Origin of the sequence: Streptomyces sp. SAI-170, assembly GCF_049739565.1 — a bacterium.
Taxonomy (GTDB): domain Bacteria; phylum Actinomycetota; class Actinomycetes; order Streptomycetales; family Streptomycetaceae; genus Streptomyces.
Genome location: NZ_JBMGQD010000001.1, coordinates 3,274,560 through 3,293,149, shown reverse-complemented (window position 1 = coordinate 3,293,149; position 18,590 = coordinate 3,274,560). Strand labels below are relative to the sequence as shown.

The following is an 18,590-nucleotide window of genomic DNA, read 5'->3' as shown; positions in this document are numbered from 1 at the left end:
GAACCGGGAAGCGGGGCCCTCGGTGTCAGGCGGCCGAAGCCGGGATCAGTAGCGGCGCGTGATCAGCGCTCGCTTGACCTCCTGGATCGCCTTGGTGACCTCGATGCCGCGCGGGCAGGCGTCCGTGCAGTTGAAGGTCGTGCGGCAGCGCCACACGCCGTCCTTGTCGTTGAGGATCTCCAGGCGCTGCTCGCCGGCCTCGTCACGCGAGTCGAAGATGAAGCGGTGCGCGTTGACGATCGCCGCCGGGCCGAAGTACTGGCCGTCGTTCCAGAAGACCGGGCACGAGGAGGTGCAGGCCGCGCAGAGGATGCACTTCGTCGTGTCGTCGAAGCGCTCGCGGTCCTCCGCCGTCTGCAGGCGTTCCCGCGTCGGCTCGTTGGTGTCCTTCGTGATCAGGAAGGGCATCACGTCCCGGTACGCCTGGAAGAACGGCTCCATGTCGACGACCAGGTCCTTCAGGACCGTCAGGCCCTTGATGGGCTCGACCGTGATCGGCTTCTCGGGGTTGATGTCCTTGATCAGCGTCTTGCACGCCAGGCGGTTCTTGCCGTTGATCCGCATGGCGTCGGAGCCGCAGATGCCGTGCGCGCAGGAGCGGCGGAACGTCAGCGTGCCGTCGAGGTCCCACTTGATCTTGTGGAGGCCGTCGAGGACGCGCTCCTTCGGGTCGATCTCCAGCTGGAAGTCTTCCCAGGTCGCCTCGGCCGAGACCTCCGGGTTGAACCGGCGGACCCGGAAGGTGACCGTGATGTACGGGGAGGCCGCGGACTCCGCCTCGACCTTGTCCAGAACAGGGGTAGCCATCAGTACTTACGCTCCATCGGCTGGTAGCGGGTCTGGACGACCGGCTTGTAGTCGAGACGGACGGTTTCCGACCCGTCGGCGCCGACCTCGCGGTACGCCATCGTGTGACGCATGAAGTTGACGTCGTCGCGGTTCGGGTAGTCCTCGCGGTAGTGACCGCCGCGGGACTCCTTGCGGGCCAGGGCGGAGACCGCCATGACCTCGGCCAGGTCCAGCAGGTTGCCCAGCTCGATGGCCTCCAGCAGGTCCGTGTTGAACCGCCGGCCCTTGTCCTGGATCGCCACGTTCTTGTACCGCTCGCGCAGCTCGGCGATCTTCTCGACGGCCGTCTTGATCGTCTGCTCGGTGCGGAACACCATGACGTTGGCGTCCATGGTCTCCTGCAGCTCGCGGCGCAGCGTCGCCACCCGCTCGGTGCCCGTGGAGTTGCGCAGCCGCTCGATCTGCTCGACGACGAGGGACTCCGGGTTCTCCGGCAGCTCGACGAAGTCGGCCTTCTGCGAGTACTCGGCGGCGGCGATGCCCGCGCGCTTGCCGAACACGTTGATGTCCAGGAGCGAGTTGGTGCCCAGACGGTTGGCGCCGTGCACGGAGACGCAGGCGACCTCACCGGCGGCGTACAGACCCGGCACGACGGTGGTGTTGTCCGCCAGGACCTCACCCTCGACGTTCGTCGGGATGCCGCCCATCGCGTAGTGCGCGGTCGGCTGGATCGGGATCGGGTCCGTGTAGGGCTCGATGCCGAGGTAGGTCCGCGCGAACTCGGTGATGTCCGGCAGCTTGGCGTCCAGCTGCTCCGGCGGCAGGTGCGTGAGGTCCAGGTAGACGTGGTCGCCCTCGGGACCGCAGCCGCGGCCCTCACGGATCTCCGTGTAGATGGAGCGCGAGACGACGTCACGGGACGCGAGGTCCTTCATGACCGGCGCGTACTTCTCCATGAAGCGCTCGCCGTCCTTGTTGCGGAGGATGCCGCCCTCACCACGGGCGCCCTCCGTCAGCAGGATGCCCATGCGCCAGATGCCGGTCGGGTGGAACTGGAAGAACTCCATGTCCTCCAGCGGCAGACCGCGACGGTAGACGGCGGCCTGACCGTCACCGGTCAGGGTGTGCGCGTTGGACGTCACCTTGAAGAACTTGCCGCAGCCGCCGGAGGCGTAGATGACGGCCTTCGCCTGGAAGACGTGGATCTCGCCGGTGGCCAGCTCGTAGGCGACCACACCGGCGGACTTCTTGACGCCGTCGACCTCGGTGATCAGCTGGTCCAGGACGTAGAACTCGTTGAAGAACTCCACGCCCTCCTTGACGCAGTTCTGGTACAGCGTCTGGAGGATCATGTGACCGGTGCGGTCGGCCGCGTAGCAGGAGCGGCGGACGGGCGCCTCACCGTGGTTACGGGAGTGACCGCCGAAACGCCGCTGGTCGATCGTGCCGTTCGGGGTGCGGTTGAACGGCAGGCCCATCTTCTCCAGGTCGAGGACCGAGTCGATGGCCTCCTTCGCCAGGATCTCCGCGGCGTCCTGGTCGACCAGGTAGTCACCGCCCTTGACCGTGTCGAAGGTGTGCCACTCCCAGTTGTCCTCCTCCACGTTGGCCAGCGCCGCGGCCATGCCGCCCTGCGCGGCGCCCGTGTGGGAGCGGGTGGGGTAGAGCTTGGTCAGGACCGCGGTGCGGCTGCGCTTCGTCGACTCGATGGCCGCGCGCATGCCCGCGCCACCGGCGCCGACGATGACGGTGTCGTACTTGTGGATCTTCATGTTTCTCGCAGCCCCGTGCCTAGCGGATGTTCGGGTCGAAGGTGAAGATCACCAGCGTGCCCAGCAGGATGGTGAACACCGTGGCGGTGTAGAGCAGGCCCTTCAGCCACAGCCGGGTGTTCGCGCGCTCCGCGTAGTCGTTGATGACCGTGCGCAGGCCGTTGGCGCCGTGCAGCATCGCCAGCCACAGCATCAGCAGGTCCCAGACCTGCCAGAACGGGGACGCCCAGCGGCCCGCCACGAAGGCGAAGCCGATCTTGGAGACGCCGCCGTCCAGCACGAGCTGGATCAGCAGGTGGCCGAGGACCAGGACGACCAGGACCACACCGGACAGGCGCATGAACAGCCATGCGGCCATCTCGAAGTTGCCGCGGGTGGACCGGGGGGTCTTCTTGGTGCGCTTGCGGGGGGCCTCGATGTACGGCGCCGGGTTGTCGACGCTGTAGACGGACGCGCCCGCGCCCTCCACCGGACCGATGCCGGAAGCCTTGGTTTCAGTCGTGGACATGCGCGTCAGCTCCCGAACAGTTCACGAGCGGCGTGGCCGAGGACCGGGTACAGGGCACCGGCCATGAGCACGACCCAGATGCCTACGACGGTCCAGAGCATCTGCTTCTGGTAGCGGGGGCCCTTCGACCAGAAGTCGACGGCGATGACGCGCAGGCCGTTGAGCGCGTGGAAGAGGATGGCGGCGACGAGGCCGTACTCCAGCAGCGCGACGATCGGCGTCTTGTACGTGGCTACGACCTTGTCGTAGTCCTCGGGGGAGACACGCACGAGAGCGGTGTCCAGGACATGGACGAACAGGAAGAAGAAGATGAGGACGCCGGTGACTCGGTGAGCCACCCAGGACCACATTCCTTCCCGGCCGCGGTACAGCGTTCCAGCCGGCACGGAAGAACCCTCCGGGAGCGGGGACTAGGGCCGCGCCGGCTTCTCTGTCGGTCGGGCCCGGCCGGGTACGGTCCACCGGCCCCCAGCATCGTAGCGACGCGCTGCCGCTGGGCTGACCCGGGGCCTTGCGGTGTGATCAAAGTGGCACGCGGATGGGTGAGTTTTTCGGCATCTGTGGGGGCTTGTTCTGTTATTTGCCGGGTGCGGGCTGTTTGTGGCTTGTCGCGCAGTTCCCCGCGCCCCTTAGGGCATTCATCAACCGTCCTTTTGCCAGTCTGCGGAGTTCTTCCGCTGCCACCAGGCGTTCGTCCTCCGGGTCGTTCGTCAGACGGGAGCGGATGCCCTCCAGGGTTCGGTCGAGAGCTTCGTCCGGCGGTGTCTCACCCAGATAGATGACGAACGCGTGTCCGAATCTCGCTTCGTATGCCGCTCGGGCGGCGCTCAGCGCCATGTGGGCCGCCCCGTACGTGTCCTCCGGCAGGGTCGGCAGGGTCTCGGCGGCCAGCGCCTCCGCCAGGTCCGACGGCGTCAGGTCGTACGCGGCCTCGTCCGCGGCGGCCAGGAGGGCGTCGAGGTCGGGATAGGGGCGGTGGGCGGTGATGCGGTCGGCCCAGCGCAGGCTGCGCAGGCAGGACAGGAGGGCGTGCCGGGCCTCGGCGGCAGATAGCGTGTTGAAGCGCTGCAGCGGGGACGGCGTGGCGCGGGTCTGCTCGGGAAGGAGACGAGTCACGTTTCGGCAGGGGATTGTGTGAGAGATGTGCCGCCACGCTATAAGAGCGTGCTCATGCCGTGTCGACGGATGCCCGAATTTCACCCGGACGAGAGAGTTTCGGAACGTGTGGTGGACAACGCAGGCGCCCGACGGTCGTAGGTTGGCCGCGTGAGCCAGCACAGGCGCCCACCGGCGAGCCGGTCGGGGCGAGCGGAGCGGAACGTGCGGCGGCGGGCGCTGATCATCGGCGCCGCGGTCGTGGCCTTCGGAGTGGGTGTGGGGCTGTGGGCCTCCGGCGGAGACGGCGGCGGCTCGTCGGTGGCCTCCCCGAGCGCGAGCCCCGGCGCACGCACCGGACCTTCGCCGAGTCCGACGCCCAGCCCCACCCGCAGCTACCCCATGTCCGAGGCCCCGCGCACCATCCCCGCCGTGCGCGAGCACACCTCCGCCCGCGGACCCGGCTGGCGCCCGCGGTCGTCGTACCGCGTGGTCGTCAGCGACGCCGAGCTCGGCGACGAGGGGCGGCTGATCGCCGGTGAGCTGGGGCTGACGTACGCCGGCGAGCGCGGTGACGTACGCGAAGGGGACGTACGGCTCGCGCTGAACGGCGACGAGGGCGCGGACCCGGAGTCGTACGCCATGACCGTGCGCGGCGGGCGCGTCACCATCAGCGGGCCGGACGAGGCGGGTGTCTTCTACGGGACGCGCACGCTGAAGCAGGAGGTGCGCGGCGGGGGAACGGCGCCCGAGGGCGTGGTGCGGGACGAGCCCGCCAAGCCGGTGCGCGCGCTGATGCTGGACATCGCGCGCAAGCCGTACAGCGCCGACTGGATCGAGGACCGGGTCCGTGAGCTGGGCGACCTGAAGTTCAACCAGCTCGGTCTGCACTTCTCCGACGACCAGGGCTTCCGTATCCAGTCGGACACCCACCCCGAGATCGTCTCCAAGGAGCATCTGACCAAGGCGCAGGTCCGGCGGATCGTCCGCCTCGCCGCGAGCCGGCACATCACCGTCGTGCCCGAGATCGACTCACCCGGCCATCTGGGCGCGGTCCTCGACGCGCACCCCGAGCTGAAGCTGCGCGATGTGCAGGGCGTGGCCGCGCGCGGCGCGGTCGACATCTCCGACCCGGACGCCGCCGAGATCGTCGACGACCTGCTCGGCGAGTACGCGGAGCTGTTCCCCGGCGGGCCCTGGCATCTGGGCGGCGACGAGTACCTCGCGCTGATGGTGTCCGACCCCGAGGGCTCCTACCCGCAGCTCGCCACGGACGCGCGGGAGTCCTACGGCCCCGACGCGGGCATCGCCGACCTGGCCACCGGGTGGCTCAACGACCGCGCCGACACCGTCCGGGCGCTCGGCCGCACCCCGCTCGCCTGGAACGACGGCTTCTACCGCTCCACGACCTTCCCGCCGGACCGGGACATCCAGGTCGCCTACTGGACCGGCAAGGAGATCGGCGCCCGGGAGCCCGCGGGCTATCTGGAGGCGGGCCGCAAGGTCGTCAACTACAACGACGAGTTCCTGTACTACGTCCTCGGCGAGCCGCAGACCTTCGTCTATCCCACCGGCGAGCGGATCTACGAGCAGTGGACCCCGCGCGTCCTGCGCGGCACCGATCCCGTCCCCGCCCGCTACGACGCCCAGATCCTCGGCGGCTCCTTCGCCGTGTGGGGAGACCTGCCCCGCTCCCAGACCCAGGAGCAGGTCGCGGCCGGCATCCGGATGCCGCTGCGGGCCACCGTCCAGAAGCTGTGGGACCCGGACCCGCCGGTGCTGAGCTGGCCCGAGTTCCGGGCCCTCGCCGACAAGGTGGGCTGAGCGCCTCCCAAGGAGACCTGGCCGAAAACCTTCTCTACAGGCTCCTCGGGCGGCTCGGCGCGGTGCCCCTGTGACAGAACCGGGCCGTCACGCGCAGAAAGGAAAAGTGCGGGCTCCGTAACGGATGGCGCCCCGTCGAGGGAGGCGTGCATGAGCCTGGTGGAACTGATCGCGCAAGCCGATGAGCGCGGACTGGCCGCCAGCGGGCTGGCTTGTTTGGATCGGTGCGTGCCGCTGCTGGGCGGCGACGACGAACTGCTGCGCCCTTTGTGGGCGAACCTGGCCGACGGCGGCGACCCGGCCGCCTGGGGCGACCTGCTGGAGCAGGCGCGCGACAAGCTGGACGCCCCGGACATCGGCGCCGACGAGGCCGCGCTGCTCGCCCGGCGGATGCTGGACGCCGCCCCCGCGGCGCGCTCGGCCGCCGAGGTGCGGGTGTGGGCGGACGCCTGCTCGGTCGCCTCGCTCCAGATACACCGGCTGCTCGACCCGGCGGAGGACACCGGCGAGGTCGACTCGCGCCGCGCGGGCCGTACCGAGGGCATGTCGCCGCTCGTCGCCGCCGAGCTGCGCCGCCAGATCACCGTCCTGGAACTGCTGGCGGGCCACGGCCCGTCCGGGCTGCGCCGGGCGCTGGACATCTCCACGGAGGGCCGGCGGGTGCTGCGCGCGGTCGTGTCGCGCCGTACCCGGCAGCAGGGCTGAGAAACCCTCACCGGCGGCGGATCCTGTGACCGTGCTGCGGGGGAGGCGGGGCAATCCTGCGCCGGTCCCGGGAACCGGCCGGAACACAGTGACGAAACCGCTTGTCACGTCGCTCTTGCCTATGTGACGACGACACATCAGGAGACCAGGCCCCAGGCCGCCGCGAAGCCCGTCCGCTGGGCGGCCGACGCGGTGGCGACGATGCGGGAGGGCGCGCGGCTGCGCCTGGACTACTCGGCGCAGAGCCTGTGGCGCGTCGACCGGATGATCGAGGAGCTGCGCCGGGAGGACCCGCCGTACGCCGCCATGGAGCACGTGCTGCGCGGGCTCGGGGCGTACGCCGGTGAGGTGGTCGTCCGGCAGACCGGCGGCGAGTGGTGGGCGACCGGCGGCGACCACTGGGTCCGCACCCCCGACGGCCGTCTGTGGGACCCCATCGACGAGGCCCGGCGCTGCTTCACCGGCCACGGCTCCCTGCGACTGCTGTGCCGGGACGCGACGGCGGGCGGCTAGACCAGGGCCGCCCCTCCCCGCGACCGCCCGTTTCCGGGGGCAGGTGCACAGCTGTGACACTTCTGTGAACCCCGGCGCTGATGAGACGGGGGGCGTCAGTACCGACAACGGAGTCGTACGGCGTGGTCCCGCAGGCAATCCGGTGCGAACGAGGACGGTCTTGGGCCAGGGAGGGGAACCCCGGCGCGTGCAGGCGTACGACGGGGAGCTGGGCGCGGCGGTCGCCCGGGCCCAGAACGGCGACGAGGCCGCCTTCGCGGTCGCCTACCGGCTGGTGCAGCCGGGACTGCTCGGGTATCTGCGCGGGCTCGTCGGCGACGACGCCGAGGACGTGGCCTCCGACGCCTGGCTGGAGATCGCCCGCGACCTCGGGCGGTTCAAGGGCGACGGGGCGGGCTTTCGCGGCTGGACGGCGACGATCGCCCGGCACCGGGCGCTGGACCATCTGCGCCGGCTGCGGGTGCGGCCGCGCGGCGCCGTGCTGGAGCAGGACGTGCTGGAGCTGCCCGGCCCGCACAGCACGCACGAGCAGGCACTGGAGTCGCTCTCCACCGAGCGCGCCCTGGCGCTGGTCCGCTCGCTGCCGCCCGACCAGGCCGAGGCGGTGCTGCTGCGCGTGGTGGTGGGCCTCGACGGGCCCGCGGCCGCCCGCGTCCTCGGCAAACGCCCCGGCGCGGTGCGCACCGCGGCCCACCGCGGGCTGAAACGGCTGGCACGCCAGCTGGGTGTGACGGATGAGGCTCCCCGGACGCTGGGTGAGTCGACATGAACGACGACGGCGGTGACAGGCCGGCGGCGAGACGGACGGACCCGATGGACCGGGTGAACCGGTGAGCGGGGCGGAAATGGAAGCGGAAGCGGGCATGGGTGAGTGGCTGAACGGAGGCACGACACCCGACCCTGCCGCCGCCCGCTCCGGCTCCACCGAGCGCGTCGACACGGCGGCGCTGGAGGAGTACGTCGCCGTCGCTCTGCGGCGTGTCGAGCCCGGCTCCGACGGCGAACGGCGGGCACTGGCCGCGTTCCGGGCCGCGCAGCACGGCCGCGCACGGCACGCGCGGACCCGGCGGCGTGACGACTGGCGGCCCCACAGGGCGCGGGCCGGCCTGCCGCTGCGCACCACGCTCGCCGTGCTGCTGTCCGGTCTGACTCTCGGCGGCGTCGCCTACGCGGCCGTCGGCGGCCCCGACGACAGCGCCGAGGACACCTCCCGCCGGCCCGCGGCCCCCTCCACGGACTCCCCCTCCGACACCACCCCGCCCACCACCCCTCCCTCCACCGACGCCACCTCCGACCGCCCCGGCACCCCCTCCACCGGAGCCGGCCTTGCCGACCGCCCCCTCCCGGCCGACGACACCACGGAGGCCCACTGCCGCGCCTACGCGCAGGTCGAGGCCCGCGGCGAGGCACTGGAGGCGACAGCCTGGGCCCGGCTCGTCCAGGCGGCCGGCGGTGAGCAGCACGTCGACTCCTACTGCGCCGACCACACCCGCGCCACGAAGCCCCCCGCCCCGTCGGTGCAGCCGACCCCCCTCGACCTGCCGACCGTGGCCGTACCGCCGACCCCACTGGACCCACCGGTCGAGACCGGCCGACCGGCCGACGCGGTCCCACTGGACCCTGCCGGGGGCGGGAAGCGCTAGCAGGTGCGTGGCAGCACGCTGAAGAACGTAGAAGAGCGCAGAAGAACGCGGACGCGCTGAATCAGAAGAACCCGGACGGCGCTGAAACGCGCGGTGGGTGGCGAACCGAGGCAACGGCCGGGGCCGCCACCCCCCACAGGAGAGGCCCCGGCCGTCGCGCGGACGGGCCGCGCGGCGGCCCGTACTTTCTTCAGCGTCGGGGCCCCGATTTCTGTCACACCCCGCAGCCGTGCACCGCGTCACGAGTTAGTTGCATCTTCCATCTCCCTCCGTCGCACATGGACGCAGAGCGGTTTCACGCCGTAACGTGCCATTCGCGCCGGGCTGCCAGGGCTGTGTGGTCCCGGACACGGCGTACGACCGGATCGGTGCGCAAGAGGGGCGCGGTGCTGGGGGACGACGCGGAGCTGACGGCCGCGGTGCTTGCGGCACAGGACGGGGACGAGACCGCGTTCCGGACTGTGTACCGCGCGGTGCACCCGCGGTTGCTCGGATACGTCCGGACGCTCGTCGGTGAGCCCGACGCCGAGGACGTCGCCTCCGAGGCCTGGCTCCAGATAGCCCGCGACCTGGACAGGTTCAGCGGCGACGCCGACCGCTTCCGCGGCTGGGCCGCCCGCATAGCCCGTAACCGCGCCCTGGACCACATACGTATGCGCGGCCGCCGCCCCGCCGTCGGCGGCGACGAGACCGAGCTGACCGGCAAGCCCGCCGAGTCCGACACCGCGGGCGAGGCCATGGAGGCCCTGGCGACGGGCCGCACCCTCTCCCTGATCGCCCGCCTCCCGCAGGACCAGGCCGAGGCCGTCGTGCTCCGGGTGGTCGTGGGCCTCGACGCCAAGACCGCCGCCGAGACGCTCGGCAAGCGCGCGGGCGCCGTCCGCACCGCCGCACACCGGGGGCTGAAGCGGCTGGCCGAGCTGATCGGCGAGGATCCGGAATCCACGGGCGTGCTCGACGCGCTGCCCGCTCAGCGAGAACCGCGCGCCAGGACGGTGACGTCCGCGACTGTGACGCATACGCGACCGCGGACGCAGAAGGACATGTGATGGCCGACGAGCAGTACGGGTGGCTGGACCGCGAAACGGCGGAGCGACTGCTGCGCGGGCAGTCACCGGACGCGGTCCGCGCCGATGCCCGGGGCCAGGCCGAGCAGCTCGCCGAAGTCCTCGCCGCGCTGTCCGCGACACCCGCCCCGACCAGCGCCGAACTCCCCGGTGAGGCCGCCGCGCTGGCCGCGTTCCGCAGCGCCCGCGCCGAGCGCCCGGCAGCCCGCGGCGCCGCCGTACGGGGCGGTGCCTCCGACGCCGGGCTGGTCCGGCTGGGAGGTGGCGACGGCGCGGCCGGTGCCGTCCGGCGCCCGCGCTGGGCCCGCCCGCTGCGCTACGGCCTGGCCGCCGCGCTGGCCGCCGGCATGGTCGGCGGGGTCGCCGTCGCGGCCGGAACCGGAGTCCTGCCGACGCCGTTCGACGACGCCGAACCCGCCCCCGCCGCCTCGGTCTCCGCGGCCGCGACCCCCCGGCAGCCGCTGGTGACGCCCTCGCCCGACAGCAGCGGCCTTTCGCCCCGCCCGGACGGTTCCGTCGGCGGCGGCAGCGCCGGCCGCGACACCGCCCGGGACACCGGCGGCACCGGCACCCTCGGCCGCGACCGCACCACCCCCGGCGGCTCCGACGTCGGCCAGGGCACCGCGGACACCCGGCGCGAGGCCGTCGCCTCCTGCCGCGCCGTGCGCGACGGCCGCTCCCTCGACGCCGGCCGCAAGCGCGCCCTGGAGGGCGTGGCCGGCGGCTCCACCCGGGTGTGGACGTACTGCAAGGGCCTGCTCGGTGAGGCCGACGGCGGCAGCAAGGACACCTCCGGGGGCACGTCCCAGGACACCGGCAAGAACGGCGGCACCGGCGGCACCGGCAAGGACGGCAACGGCGGCGGCGACTCCGACGACAAGGACGAGCCCGGCAACGGCAACGGCAACGGCAACGGCGGAGGCCAGTCCGGCGGCGGGAGCCAGATCGGCGACGGCGACCAGGTCGGCGGAGGCAGCGGCGGCAGCGGCGGCAGCCGCGACCGGACCGGCGACGGCCACCGGCGGCGCGACCGCTCCACCAGCAGGCCCCCGGCCTTCGGCCCCGCCCTGCCCGAGCCGACCTCCGGGTCCCCGCGGTCCTCGCAGCCCTCGCCCAACCCCCCCTACACAAGCCTGTGACCTGCGGTTTCACCGAGTCCAAAAATTTTTCGACGCAGGTGTGACGTTTTCGCGGGCCGTGACGCAGTACTAAGTGAGCCGACTGGTCATCGGCCCTCGCACAGAGCCGGGGTTCCCCCCGTACCCGTGGCTCGTGCATTTGGCGCGGGCGGGACACGTTCCCCCGGTCCCGCCCGCGCCCCACACACGTCTCGCCTCGCGCAGGCCCGCCTCACCAGTGCACGACGACCTTGTCGCCGTTGTCGACCTGGGCGAAGAGATCCGCGATCGCCGCCTCGTCCCGTACGTTGACGCAGCCGTGCGAGGCCCCCGCGTAGCCACGGGCCGCGAAGTCGGCCGAGTAGTGCACCGCTTGGCCGCCGCTGAAGAACATCGCGTACGGCATCGGGGAGTCGTAGAGCGTGGATACATGGTGCCGGGACTTCCAGTAGACCTGGAACACACCTTCCCGGGTCGGTGTGTACTCCGAGCCGAACCGCACCGGCACGGTCAGCAGGGTCCGGCCGTCCACCATCCAGCGCAGCGTCCGGCTCTCCTTGCTGATGCACAGCACGCGGCCCGTCAGACAGCGCGCGTCCGGCGCGTCGGCCGGCTGGCCCCCCATCAGATACAGCTCCCAGCGCCCCGGTTCACGGGTCATTCCCAGCAACCGCTCCCAGGTGACGGTGTCCACGGCCCCGGTGCGCGGCAGCCCGCGCTTGCCCTGGAACCCCTTCACCGCCTCCTCGGTCGCCGCGTCGTACGTCCCGGTCGGCCCCTCGAAGAGCCACGCGATCTGCCGCAGCCGCGCCTGGATCTCCCGTACGTCGCGCCCGTCGGCGCCGCGCGACCACAGGACCCGCGGGGCGGGGGCCTTCGGCTTGTCCTCCGGCCTGTCGTCCGGCGCGGGCGAGGAGGGCTGCCCGGTCCGTGTGACCTTCACGGGCGGACCCCCGTGCCCCTGCCGGCCCCCCTCCGCCCGGCACCCGCCCACCGCGACGACGGCCGCCACCGCGACGACCACGCTCCGCAACCCCGGAACCCGCATCCCGCACCCCCGATCGGTACCCCTATGCCCCCTGAGATGTCTCCCCGCACGTGACGGGTTGCGAACAGCACGGCATCGTTGTGAGCAAGGTCCCAGCCTGGGGCCCTCCACCGGAGTGCACGGCCGCCGCTACAGTCCGTGGCGAGGGTCGGCTTGTACTGGCGAGTAATGAAGCTACGCGGAGGCACACCATGGCACGCGAGTCGGAGTCCGGACTGCCCATCGAGCCGGTGTACGGGCCGGACACGTTGGAGGGCTGGGACCCGGCGGAGAAGCTGGGTGAGCCGGGTGCGTATCCGTTCACGCGGGGCGTGTACCCGTCGATGTACACGGGGCGTCCGTGGACGATGCGCCAGTACGCCGGTTTCGGCACGGCGTCGGAGTCCAACGCCCGCTACAAGCAGCTGATCGCCAACGGCACGATGGGTCTGTCGGTCGCGTTCGACCTGCCCACCCAGATGGGCCACGACTCGGACGCGCCGATCGCCTCGGGCGAGGTCGGCAAGGTGGGTGTGGCGATCGACTCGGTCGACGACATGCGGGTGCTGTTCGGCGGGATCCCGCTGGACAAGGTGTCGACGTCGATGACGATCAACGCCCCCGCCGCCCTGCTGCTGCTCCTCTACCAACTCGTCGCGGAGGAGCAGGGCGTCAGCGCGGACAAGCTGACCGGCACGATCCAGAACGACGTGCTGAAGGAGTACATCGCGCGGGGGACGTACATCTTCCCGCCGAAGCCCTCCCTGCGCCTGATCGCGGACATCTTCAAGTACTGCAAGGCCGAGATCCCGAAGTGGAACACCATCTCGATCTCCGGCTACCACATGGCCGAGGCGGGTGCCTCGCCCGCGCAGGAGATCGCGTTCACCCTCGCGGACGGCATCGAGTACGTGCGTACGGCGGTCGCGGCCGGCATGGACGTCGACGACTTCGCGCCCCGCCTGTCCTTCTTCTTCGTGGCGCGTACGACGATCCTGGAGGAGGTCGCCAAGTTCCGCGCGGCCCGCCGGATCTGGGCGAAGGTGATGCGCGAGGAGTTCGGCGCGAAGAACCCGAAGTCGATGATGCTGCGCTTCCATACGCAGACGGCGGGTGTGCAGCTGACCGCGCAGCAGCCGGAGGTCAACCTGGTCCGCGTGGCCGTGCAGGGCCTGGCGGCCGTGCTCGGCGGCACGCAGTCGCTGCACACGAACTCCTTCGACGAGGCGATCGCGCTGCCCACGGACAAGTCGGCCCGGCTCGCGCTGCGCACCCAGCAGGTGCTGGCGTACGAGACGGACGTGACGGCCACGGTCGACCCGTTCGCGGGCTCGTACGTCATCGAGAAGATGACCGACGAGGTCGAGGCCGCCGCCGTCGAGCTGATGCAGAAGGTCGAGGACCTCGGCGGCGCGGTCACCGCGATCGAGCACGGCTTCCAGAAGAACGAGATCGAGCGCAACGCCTACCGCATCGCGCAGGAGACCGACTCCGCCGAGCGTGTCGTCGTCGGCGTCAACCGCTTCCAGCTCGACGAGGAAGAGCCCTACGAGCCGCTGCGTGTGGACCCGGCGATCGAGGCCCAGCAGGCCGACCGCCTCGCCCGGCTGCGTGCCGAGCGCGACCAGGCGGCGGTGGACGCGGCCCTGGAGGCCCTGAAGAAGGCCGCCGAGGGCGAGGACAACGTCCTGTACCCGATGAAGGACGCCCTCAAGGCCCGCGCCACCGTCGGCGAGGTCTGCAACGCCCTGCGCGAAGTGTGGGGGACGTACGTGCCCACCGACGCGTTCTGACCGACTGACGGACGCCGAAGAAGGAGTGTCGTACCCCCGTGCGACACTCCTTCTCATGTTCGGCGTCATCGATCTCCCCACCTATCTGGCAGGACTCGTCCTGATCGTCCTCCTCCCCGGCCCCAACTCGCTGTACGTGCTCTCGGTGGCCGCCCGCAAGGGCGTGCGCACCGGTTACGCGGCGGCGGCCGGGGTGTTCACCGGGGACACGATCCTGATGACACTGGCGGCGCTCGGGGCGGCCTCGGTGCTCACCACGACACCGCTGCTGTTCCTGGTGGTGAAGTACGCCGGTGCCGCGTACCTGGGCTGGATGGCGTACGGGATGCTGCGCTCGGCGTGGGCCATGTGGAAGACGCGCGGTGAGCGGGCGGCCGTGCAGGCCGTGGCCGCGCCGACGGAGCCGGGGGAGGAGCGCCCCTACCGGCGGGCGCTGGTGGTCTCGCTGCTCAACCCGAAGGCGATCCTGTTCCTGATCTCCTTCTTCGTGCAGTTCGTCGACCCGGACTACGCCTACCCGGCCCTGTCCTTCGTCGTGCTCGGCGCCCTGCTCCAGACGGCCAGCTTCCTGTATCTGTCGCTTCTCATATTCGGCGGCACCCGCCTGGCGGACGCCTTCCGGCGGCGCAGGCGGCTCGCGGCGGGCGCCACCTCGGCCGCGGGCGCGCTGTTCCTGGGCTTCGCGGTGAAGCTGTCGCTGGCGAGCGCGTAGCCGTGGTGTGAGCCGGGCCGTCCGACCGGCCCGGCTCACACCACGGGCGGTGGTCAGCCCAGGATCGTGCGCAGCTCGGCCGCGTTCGCCTGGGTGATCTTCCACAGCTCCTGCTGCCTGCCGTGCACGTCGGCCACCGTCATGGCGTGGTCCGCGAGCAGGTCCCGCGCGCGCTCCACCAGGACCGCGGCGAGGTTGCGGTCGTGGACCGACACGCCCCACTCGGGCCGCTCGATGTCGGCGAGGAAGTACGCCATCTTCGGGTGCGAGATCAGGCTGATGATGGGCGTGCCGCAGCCGAACGGGATCATGCCCGCGTGGCCGCGCATGCCGATGACCAGCTTCGTACGGGCGTACAGGTCGCGGATGCCGTCGTTGTCGAAGTCGTACAGCGGCACGACCGGCAGCGAGATCCCGTGCTCGCGGCGCAGGTCGAAGGCGAGCTTCTCGTCGTCGAGGGAGTGCGCCACGATCTGCACCTCGGCGAGCGCGCCGAGGTCCCGCACGGCCTTGGCCATCTGGGCGAGGAAGTAGCCGTAGTCGTGGCCGAAGCGCAGGCCCGCGCGGTCGTAGGCGGCGTTGATCAGGATCGTGTCGTCGCGCGTCGCCGGGTCCTGCCAGTTCGCGACCAGTTGGCGGGTGACCGTGGTGGGGCAGGGCTGGAAGCGGACCTTGTCGTGCAGGTGCGCCGGGAGCATGGCGCGGACCTTCTCGATCGAGCCGTGGTTGCGCAGCCCGAAGAAGGCGGACTTCTCCACCAGCCTGCGCAGCGACTCACGGAAGCGCTGGGCGCGGTAGGACTGCCCGTCGAAGGCGTTGAAGCCGACCGCGTACACCGCGACGGGGACGTCGATGCGCTCCAGCATCTCGTCCGGGACGTTCCACTGCCAGGCGCTGTTGCCGTTGGGCATGGTGTCCGGGATGAACAGGCCACCGCCGCCGATGACCAGGCCGCGGCGGGCGTTGACCCGCTCCAGCGCGGCCTCGTCGAACAGCCGGTGGGCGTGGACGGAGTGCCAGCGGCGGCCGGTGGTGTCCGGGTCGAAGGCGAGCCGGACGGACTCGGGCAGCAGCTTGTCGCCGGCGTTGCCCTGCCGGTCCATGTAGAAGGCGACGTGCGCGAGCTGCTCGCCCGCACTGCCCTGCGCCTGCGCGGGGACCCCGGTGGCCCGCTGGTGCCAGACGCGGCTGGCGCGGTGCGTGGGGTCGACGGTGAGGCCCTGCAGCGCGTACTGCTGAGCGGAGGTGTCGTCGCCGTGCACCCAGGAGATCTGGGCGAGACGCGCGAAGGCGGTCGCGGCGCGGTTGGGCGCGGCGGTGGCCAGCAGCAGCTGGGCGCGGGCCTCGGCGTAGCGGGAGACGCTCATCAGGGCGTGCCCGTACACCTCGTGCGGCCAGGCCTCGTCGATGGGGAGGCGGACGCGCTCCATGATGTCGACGGCCGACTGGAAGTCACCGTTCGCTATGTGCGCGTGGGCGACCCGGCGGGCGGTGTCGACGTCCCCGGTGCGCTCCACGTACGGGGTGCCGAAGTGCACCAGCAGGTCGCGGTGGAGGTTCCCGCCGCCGCGGGAGAGGTAGGCGGACTGCAGCGCGGCGTCGCTCATCTCGAAGTCGCGCCAGCGCTCCTGCGCCTTGGTGTAGCCGGCCTCGCCGCCCTGCCAGGGCTTGTGGCGGCCGGTGAAGTGCAGGATCGCGGTGTCGTCGGGGACGTCGAGGTCACCGGACAGGCGCCGCTTGACGAAGTTGTACTTCGGGTCGAGGCGCACGAAGTCGCCGTCCAGGACGGCGTTGAGGATGCCCTGGTCGTGCTTGTCGAGCTCGTAGGAGCCCTCCCGGCCGACCTTGTCGATCTTCGCGTAGAACGCGTCGCTGAGGTATTCCTTCTGGATGACGAGCAGGCCGGAGTTGAGCTTGTGCTGGCCGTAGAAGAACTGCGGTACGGCGGCCAGGCCCTCGCGCAGGGAGAGCAGTTCCGCGAGCGAGCCGAGGACGACCATGTCGGTGTCCAGGGTGATCACGGTGTCATAGTCGCGGATCCGGAAGACGTCGAGGATGAAGTACGCCTTGCGGACCAGGTAGTTGTCCTGGTCGCCCTTGGCGTAGGTGTCGTAGTGGTCGGCGTCGACGCGGCGGAAGTCGACCCGCGGGTGCAGGGCGCGGATCCGGGCGACCGAGGACGGCTTGAGGTCGTCGTGCAGGACGATGAAGTCCTCGCACACGCCCGGGTTGGACAGGGCGAGCGAGCGCAGCAGGGCGAGGAAGCCGGGCAGGTAGTTCTCGTCGACGAAGCTCGCGAAGGCGATGCGGCGCTTGCCGGTGAGCGCGCGGGCGTCGGTGGCCGGGGCCGCGGTGGCGGAGGTGATGGTCGGCGCGGCTGATGTGGTGGTCGCGGTCATCGCAGGGAGATCCTCATGCCGGAGACGCTCTGGGCCCGTTCCATGACCCACGCCTTCTCGCTGGTGTATTCGTGCACGGACGTGATGGGCATCTTCATCGCGGCGTCGACGCGGTAGGCGCCGGACTCGTAGAAGTCGAAGCCGATCAGGTCGAGGGTGGGACTGACGTCGAGGAAGTCGAGCAGCCACAGCGTGTTGAAGCCGCTGGTGGGGATGGCGGGCCAGCGGTCGGTGCCGAGGCGGCCGATGTTCCGCACGGGCCAGCGCAGCGTCTCGTCGCCGAGGTACTTCTGCGCGCCGGGCACCAGGCGGGTGCGCAGGGAGTGCTTCCAGTCGGCGGAGATGCCGCCGAAGATCAGCCGGGTGTCGACGTGCTTGTCCCAGTTGAAGCCGTGCTTGTGGATCGTGACGTGGATGTCGGTACGGCGGCCGGTGTGCGCGGGCTCGATCCGGTACGAGTTGAAGCGTACGACCAGGTCGTAGGCGTCGATCTCGGCGCCCATCGAACTCTCGCCGACCTTGCCGGAGTTGGCGATCAGCGCGATCGACTTCCCCGCGATCCGGTTGCGGAACTCGCCGAGGCTGAGCCACTGCACGCCTCCGTACAGCGGGTCGGCCACGGGGCCGCGCATGCGGTTGCGGCGCTGTTCGGCGAACAGGGTGATCAGCTCGGTCAGTTCGGGCGTGGGCCGCACCTGGTCGGTGGTGGCGAGGTCCAGGTAGTGGGCGAGGGCCTCCTGGAACTCCTGCTCGGGCGCCTCGGCGCGGTCCATCGCGACAAGCGCTCCCACGAGGCGGGCGCGGGCGCTCTCCCAGTCGCCCGAGGCGTGGGCGGCGAGGCCGTCGGCCCAGGTGTCCGTGGCGGGGGCCGCCGTGAACCGCTCGGCGGCGGGGACCGTACGGAGCAGCAGGCCGAGCAGTTCGGCGCGCTTGTCCTGGGCGACGCGGATGCCGGTGACCTTGGCGCGCACGCCGAAGCCGTCCTCGTCGGTCAGCTCCAGATAACGGTCGAAGGCCTCGACGGCGGCGGCCGGACGGCCCATGGCCTCCAGCAGCCGGCCGCGCAGCCGCCAGCCGGCGCGGGAGTTCCTGCGCTGGGTCAGGACGGTGTCGCTGATGAGCAGGGCGAGGTTCAGCTCGTCGTCGTACCCGCAGTCCAGGGCCTTGTTGCCGACCGCGAGCAGGGCGTCGAGGAGGTCGTTGCCGATGCCGGTGCTCGCGGGCCTGGTGCCGCGCCGGATGAGGCCGCCCGCGCCGGCCGGTGCGGGGGCGGGCACCTGTGTCTGCGCCCACAGGGCGAGCAGCTTGCGTACCTGCTCGGCCAGCGCGATGCGCCGGGAGTCGAGGCTCCCGACGAGCTTGCCGCTGTGCACGGCGCACGCGCGCAGACAGTCGTCCAGCTCGGCCGGGGTGACCTGGGCGGTCGGCGGGCCGGCGTCCGTGGGCGCGGATGCCAGGTCCCCGGTCCGGGGACGTGACCATCTGCTGCGAACCCTCGTCATGGTGCTCCTGCTCTGGGAAATGGCGAAGAAGGCAAGAAGATGCCGAAGCATGGGTGAAGGTCGGAGAACAGTAAGAAACCAATGCGACCAGCAGGTGAACCGCTCGGGACCGTCGGGCAAATG

Annotated in this window: 17 protein-coding genes; 9 read left to right on the top strand and 8 right to left on the bottom strand. The window is 71.3% G+C overall.

Annotated elements, in window-relative coordinates:
- Nucleotides 1-45 precede the first annotated feature (45 nt).
- From RKD23_RS14520 to RKD23_RS14500, 5 genes are all read right to left on the bottom strand, one after another.
- Nucleotides 46-807, bottom strand: coding sequence for a succinate dehydrogenase iron-sulfur subunit (locus RKD23_RS14520; protein ID WP_404043440.1), 762 nt, complete (start codon nt 805-807; stop codon nt 46-48).
- On the bottom strand, nt 807-2,561 hold the full coding sequence (sdhA, locus tag RKD23_RS14515) for a succinate dehydrogenase flavoprotein subunit (RefSeq protein ID WP_424854069.1): 1,755 nt from the start codon (nt 2,559-2,561) through the stop codon (nt 807-809). Before sdhA ends, RKD23_RS14520 begins: the two co-directional genes overlap by 1 nt.
- A gap of 19 nt (nt 2,562-2,580) precedes the next feature.
- Nucleotides 2,581-3,069, bottom strand: a complete 489-nt coding sequence (locus tag RKD23_RS14510; RefSeq protein ID WP_404043436.1) for a succinate dehydrogenase hydrophobic membrane anchor subunit — start codon at nt 3,067-3,069, stop codon at nt 2,581-2,583.
- Nucleotides 3,070-3,074: 5 nt separating this feature from the next.
- Entirely contained in the window at nt 3,075-3,455 is a 381-nt protein-coding gene (gene sdhC / locus RKD23_RS14505) for a succinate dehydrogenase, cytochrome b556 subunit (RefSeq protein WP_404043434.1), read from the bottom strand.
- 190 nt (nt 3,456-3,645) lie between these two features.
- Nucleotides 3,646-4,185 carry a 2-oxo-4-hydroxy-4-carboxy-5-ureidoimidazoline decarboxylase gene (locus RKD23_RS14500; RefSeq protein ID WP_424854068.1) on the bottom strand — a complete coding sequence of 180 codons (540 nt, stop codon included), beginning with the start codon at nt 4,183-4,185 and terminating at the stop codon, nt 3,646-3,648.
- A 204-nt stretch (nt 4,186-4,389) separates the two neighbouring features.
- On the opposite strand from RKD23_RS14500, the gene RKD23_RS14495 reads away from it, so the two are divergent.
- From RKD23_RS14495 to RKD23_RS14465, 7 genes are all read left to right on the top strand, one after another.
- Nucleotides 4,390-5,988, top strand: coding sequence for a beta-N-acetylhexosaminidase (locus tag RKD23_RS14495; protein ID WP_424858236.1), 1,599 nt, complete (start codon nt 4,390-4,392; stop codon nt 5,986-5,988).
- 150 nt (nt 5,989-6,138) lie between these two features.
- Nucleotides 6,139-6,693 carry a hypothetical protein gene (locus RKD23_RS14490; protein WP_424854067.1) on the top strand — a complete coding sequence of 185 codons (555 nt, stop codon included), beginning with the start codon at nt 6,139-6,141 and terminating at the stop codon, nt 6,691-6,693.
- Nucleotides 6,694-6,816: 123 nt separating this feature from the next.
- Nucleotides 6,817-7,206, top strand: a complete 390-nt coding sequence (locus RKD23_RS14485) for a hypothetical protein (RefSeq protein ID WP_424854066.1) — start codon at nt 6,817-6,819, stop codon at nt 7,204-7,206.
- A 160-nt stretch (nt 7,207-7,366) separates the two neighbouring features.
- Entirely contained in the window at nt 7,367-7,975 is a 609-nt protein-coding gene (locus RKD23_RS14480) for an RNA polymerase sigma factor (protein WP_424854065.1), read from the top strand.
- A gap of 94 nt (nt 7,976-8,069) precedes the next feature.
- Nucleotides 8,070-8,849 (top strand): hypothetical protein, encoded by a 780-nt coding sequence (locus tag RKD23_RS14475; RefSeq protein ID WP_424854064.1) that lies wholly within the window; start codon nt 8,070-8,072, stop codon nt 8,847-8,849.
- 386 nt (nt 8,850-9,235) lie between these two features.
- Nucleotides 9,236-9,898, top strand: a complete 663-nt coding sequence (locus RKD23_RS14470; RefSeq protein WP_424858235.1) for an RNA polymerase sigma factor — start codon at nt 9,236-9,238, stop codon at nt 9,896-9,898.
- A complete protein-coding gene (locus tag RKD23_RS14465) occupies nt 9,898-11,055 on the top strand; it encodes a hypothetical protein (RefSeq protein ID WP_424854063.1) in 1,158 nt (385 codons plus the stop codon). Before RKD23_RS14470 ends, RKD23_RS14465 begins: the two co-directional genes overlap by 1 nt.
- A gap of 211 nt (nt 11,056-11,266) precedes the next feature.
- Here RKD23_RS14465 and RKD23_RS14460 read toward each other — a convergent pair whose 3' ends face one another.
- A complete protein-coding gene (locus RKD23_RS14460; protein WP_424854062.1) occupies nt 11,267-12,082 on the bottom strand; it encodes a L,D-transpeptidase family protein in 816 nt (271 codons plus the stop codon).
- Between the two features lie 191 nt (nt 12,083-12,273).
- Between RKD23_RS14460 and RKD23_RS14455 the strand changes: the two genes are divergently transcribed.
- Nucleotides 12,274-13,854: an acyl-CoA mutase large subunit family protein gene (locus tag RKD23_RS14455; RefSeq protein ID WP_424854061.1), complete on the top strand. Its 1,581-nt coding sequence runs from the start codon at nt 12,274-12,276 to the stop codon at nt 13,852-13,854.
- A gap of 55 nt (nt 13,855-13,909) precedes the next feature.
- Nucleotides 13,910-14,566, top strand: a complete 657-nt coding sequence (gene leuE, locus RKD23_RS14450; protein ID WP_424854060.1) for a leucine efflux protein LeuE — start codon at nt 13,910-13,912, stop codon at nt 14,564-14,566.
- Between the two features lie 53 nt (nt 14,567-14,619).
- On the opposite strand, the gene RKD23_RS14445 is transcribed toward leuE, so the two are convergent.
- Together RKD23_RS14445 and RKD23_RS14440 are read right to left on the bottom strand one after the other, a co-directional pair.
- Nucleotides 14,620-16,965: a glycosyltransferase gene (locus tag RKD23_RS14445; protein WP_424854059.1), complete on the bottom strand. Its 2,346-nt coding sequence runs from the start codon at nt 16,963-16,965 to the stop codon at nt 14,620-14,622.
- Nucleotides 16,962-18,467 (bottom strand): glycosyltransferase family 29 protein, encoded by a 1,506-nt coding sequence (locus RKD23_RS14440; RefSeq protein ID WP_424854058.1) that lies wholly within the window; start codon nt 18,465-18,467, stop codon nt 16,962-16,964. Before RKD23_RS14440 ends, RKD23_RS14445 begins: the two co-directional genes overlap by 4 nt.
- Nucleotides 18,468-18,590: the final 123 nt, after the last annotated feature.

What these genes read in the sequence shown, in the direction of transcription:
- RKD23_RS14460 (WP_424854062.1), bottom strand. Translation starts at nt 12,082, where the DNA reads ATGCGGGTTCCGGGGTTGCGGAGCGTGGTCGTCGCGGTGGCGGCCGTC.
- sdhA (WP_424854069.1), bottom strand. Translation starts at nt 2,561, where the DNA reads ATGAAGATCCACAAGTACGACACCGTCATCGTCGGCGCCGGTGGCGCG.
- leuE (WP_424854060.1), top strand. Translation starts at nt 13,910, where the DNA reads ATGTTCGGCGTCATCGATCTCCCCACCTATCTGGCAGGACTCGTCCTG.
- RKD23_RS14440 (WP_424854058.1), bottom strand. Translation starts at nt 18,467, where the DNA reads ATGACGAGGGTTCGCAGCAGATGGTCACGTCCCCGGACCGGGGACCTG.
- RKD23_RS14475 (WP_424854064.1), top strand. Translation starts at nt 8,070, where the DNA reads ATGGGTGAGTGGCTGAACGGAGGCACGACACCCGACCCTGCCGCCGCC.
- RKD23_RS14455 (WP_424854061.1), top strand. Translation starts at nt 12,274, where the DNA reads ATGGCACGCGAGTCGGAGTCCGGACTGCCCATCGAGCCGGTGTACGGG.
- RKD23_RS14520 (WP_404043440.1), bottom strand. Translation starts at nt 807, where the DNA reads ATGGCTACCCCTGTTCTGGACAAGGTCGAGGCGGAGTCCGCGGCCTCC.
- RKD23_RS14445 (WP_424854059.1), bottom strand. Translation starts at nt 16,965, where the DNA reads ATGACCGCGACCACCACATCAGCCGCGCCGACCATCACCTCCGCCACC.
- RKD23_RS14490 (WP_424854067.1), top strand. Translation starts at nt 6,139, where the DNA reads ATGAGCCTGGTGGAACTGATCGCGCAAGCCGATGAGCGCGGACTGGCC.
- RKD23_RS14510 (WP_404043436.1), bottom strand. Translation starts at nt 3,069, where the DNA reads ATGTCCACGACTGAAACCAAGGCTTCCGGCATCGGTCCGGTGGAGGGC.
- RKD23_RS14465 (WP_424854063.1), top strand. Translation starts at nt 9,898, where the DNA reads ATGGCCGACGAGCAGTACGGGTGGCTGGACCGCGAAACGGCGGAGCGA.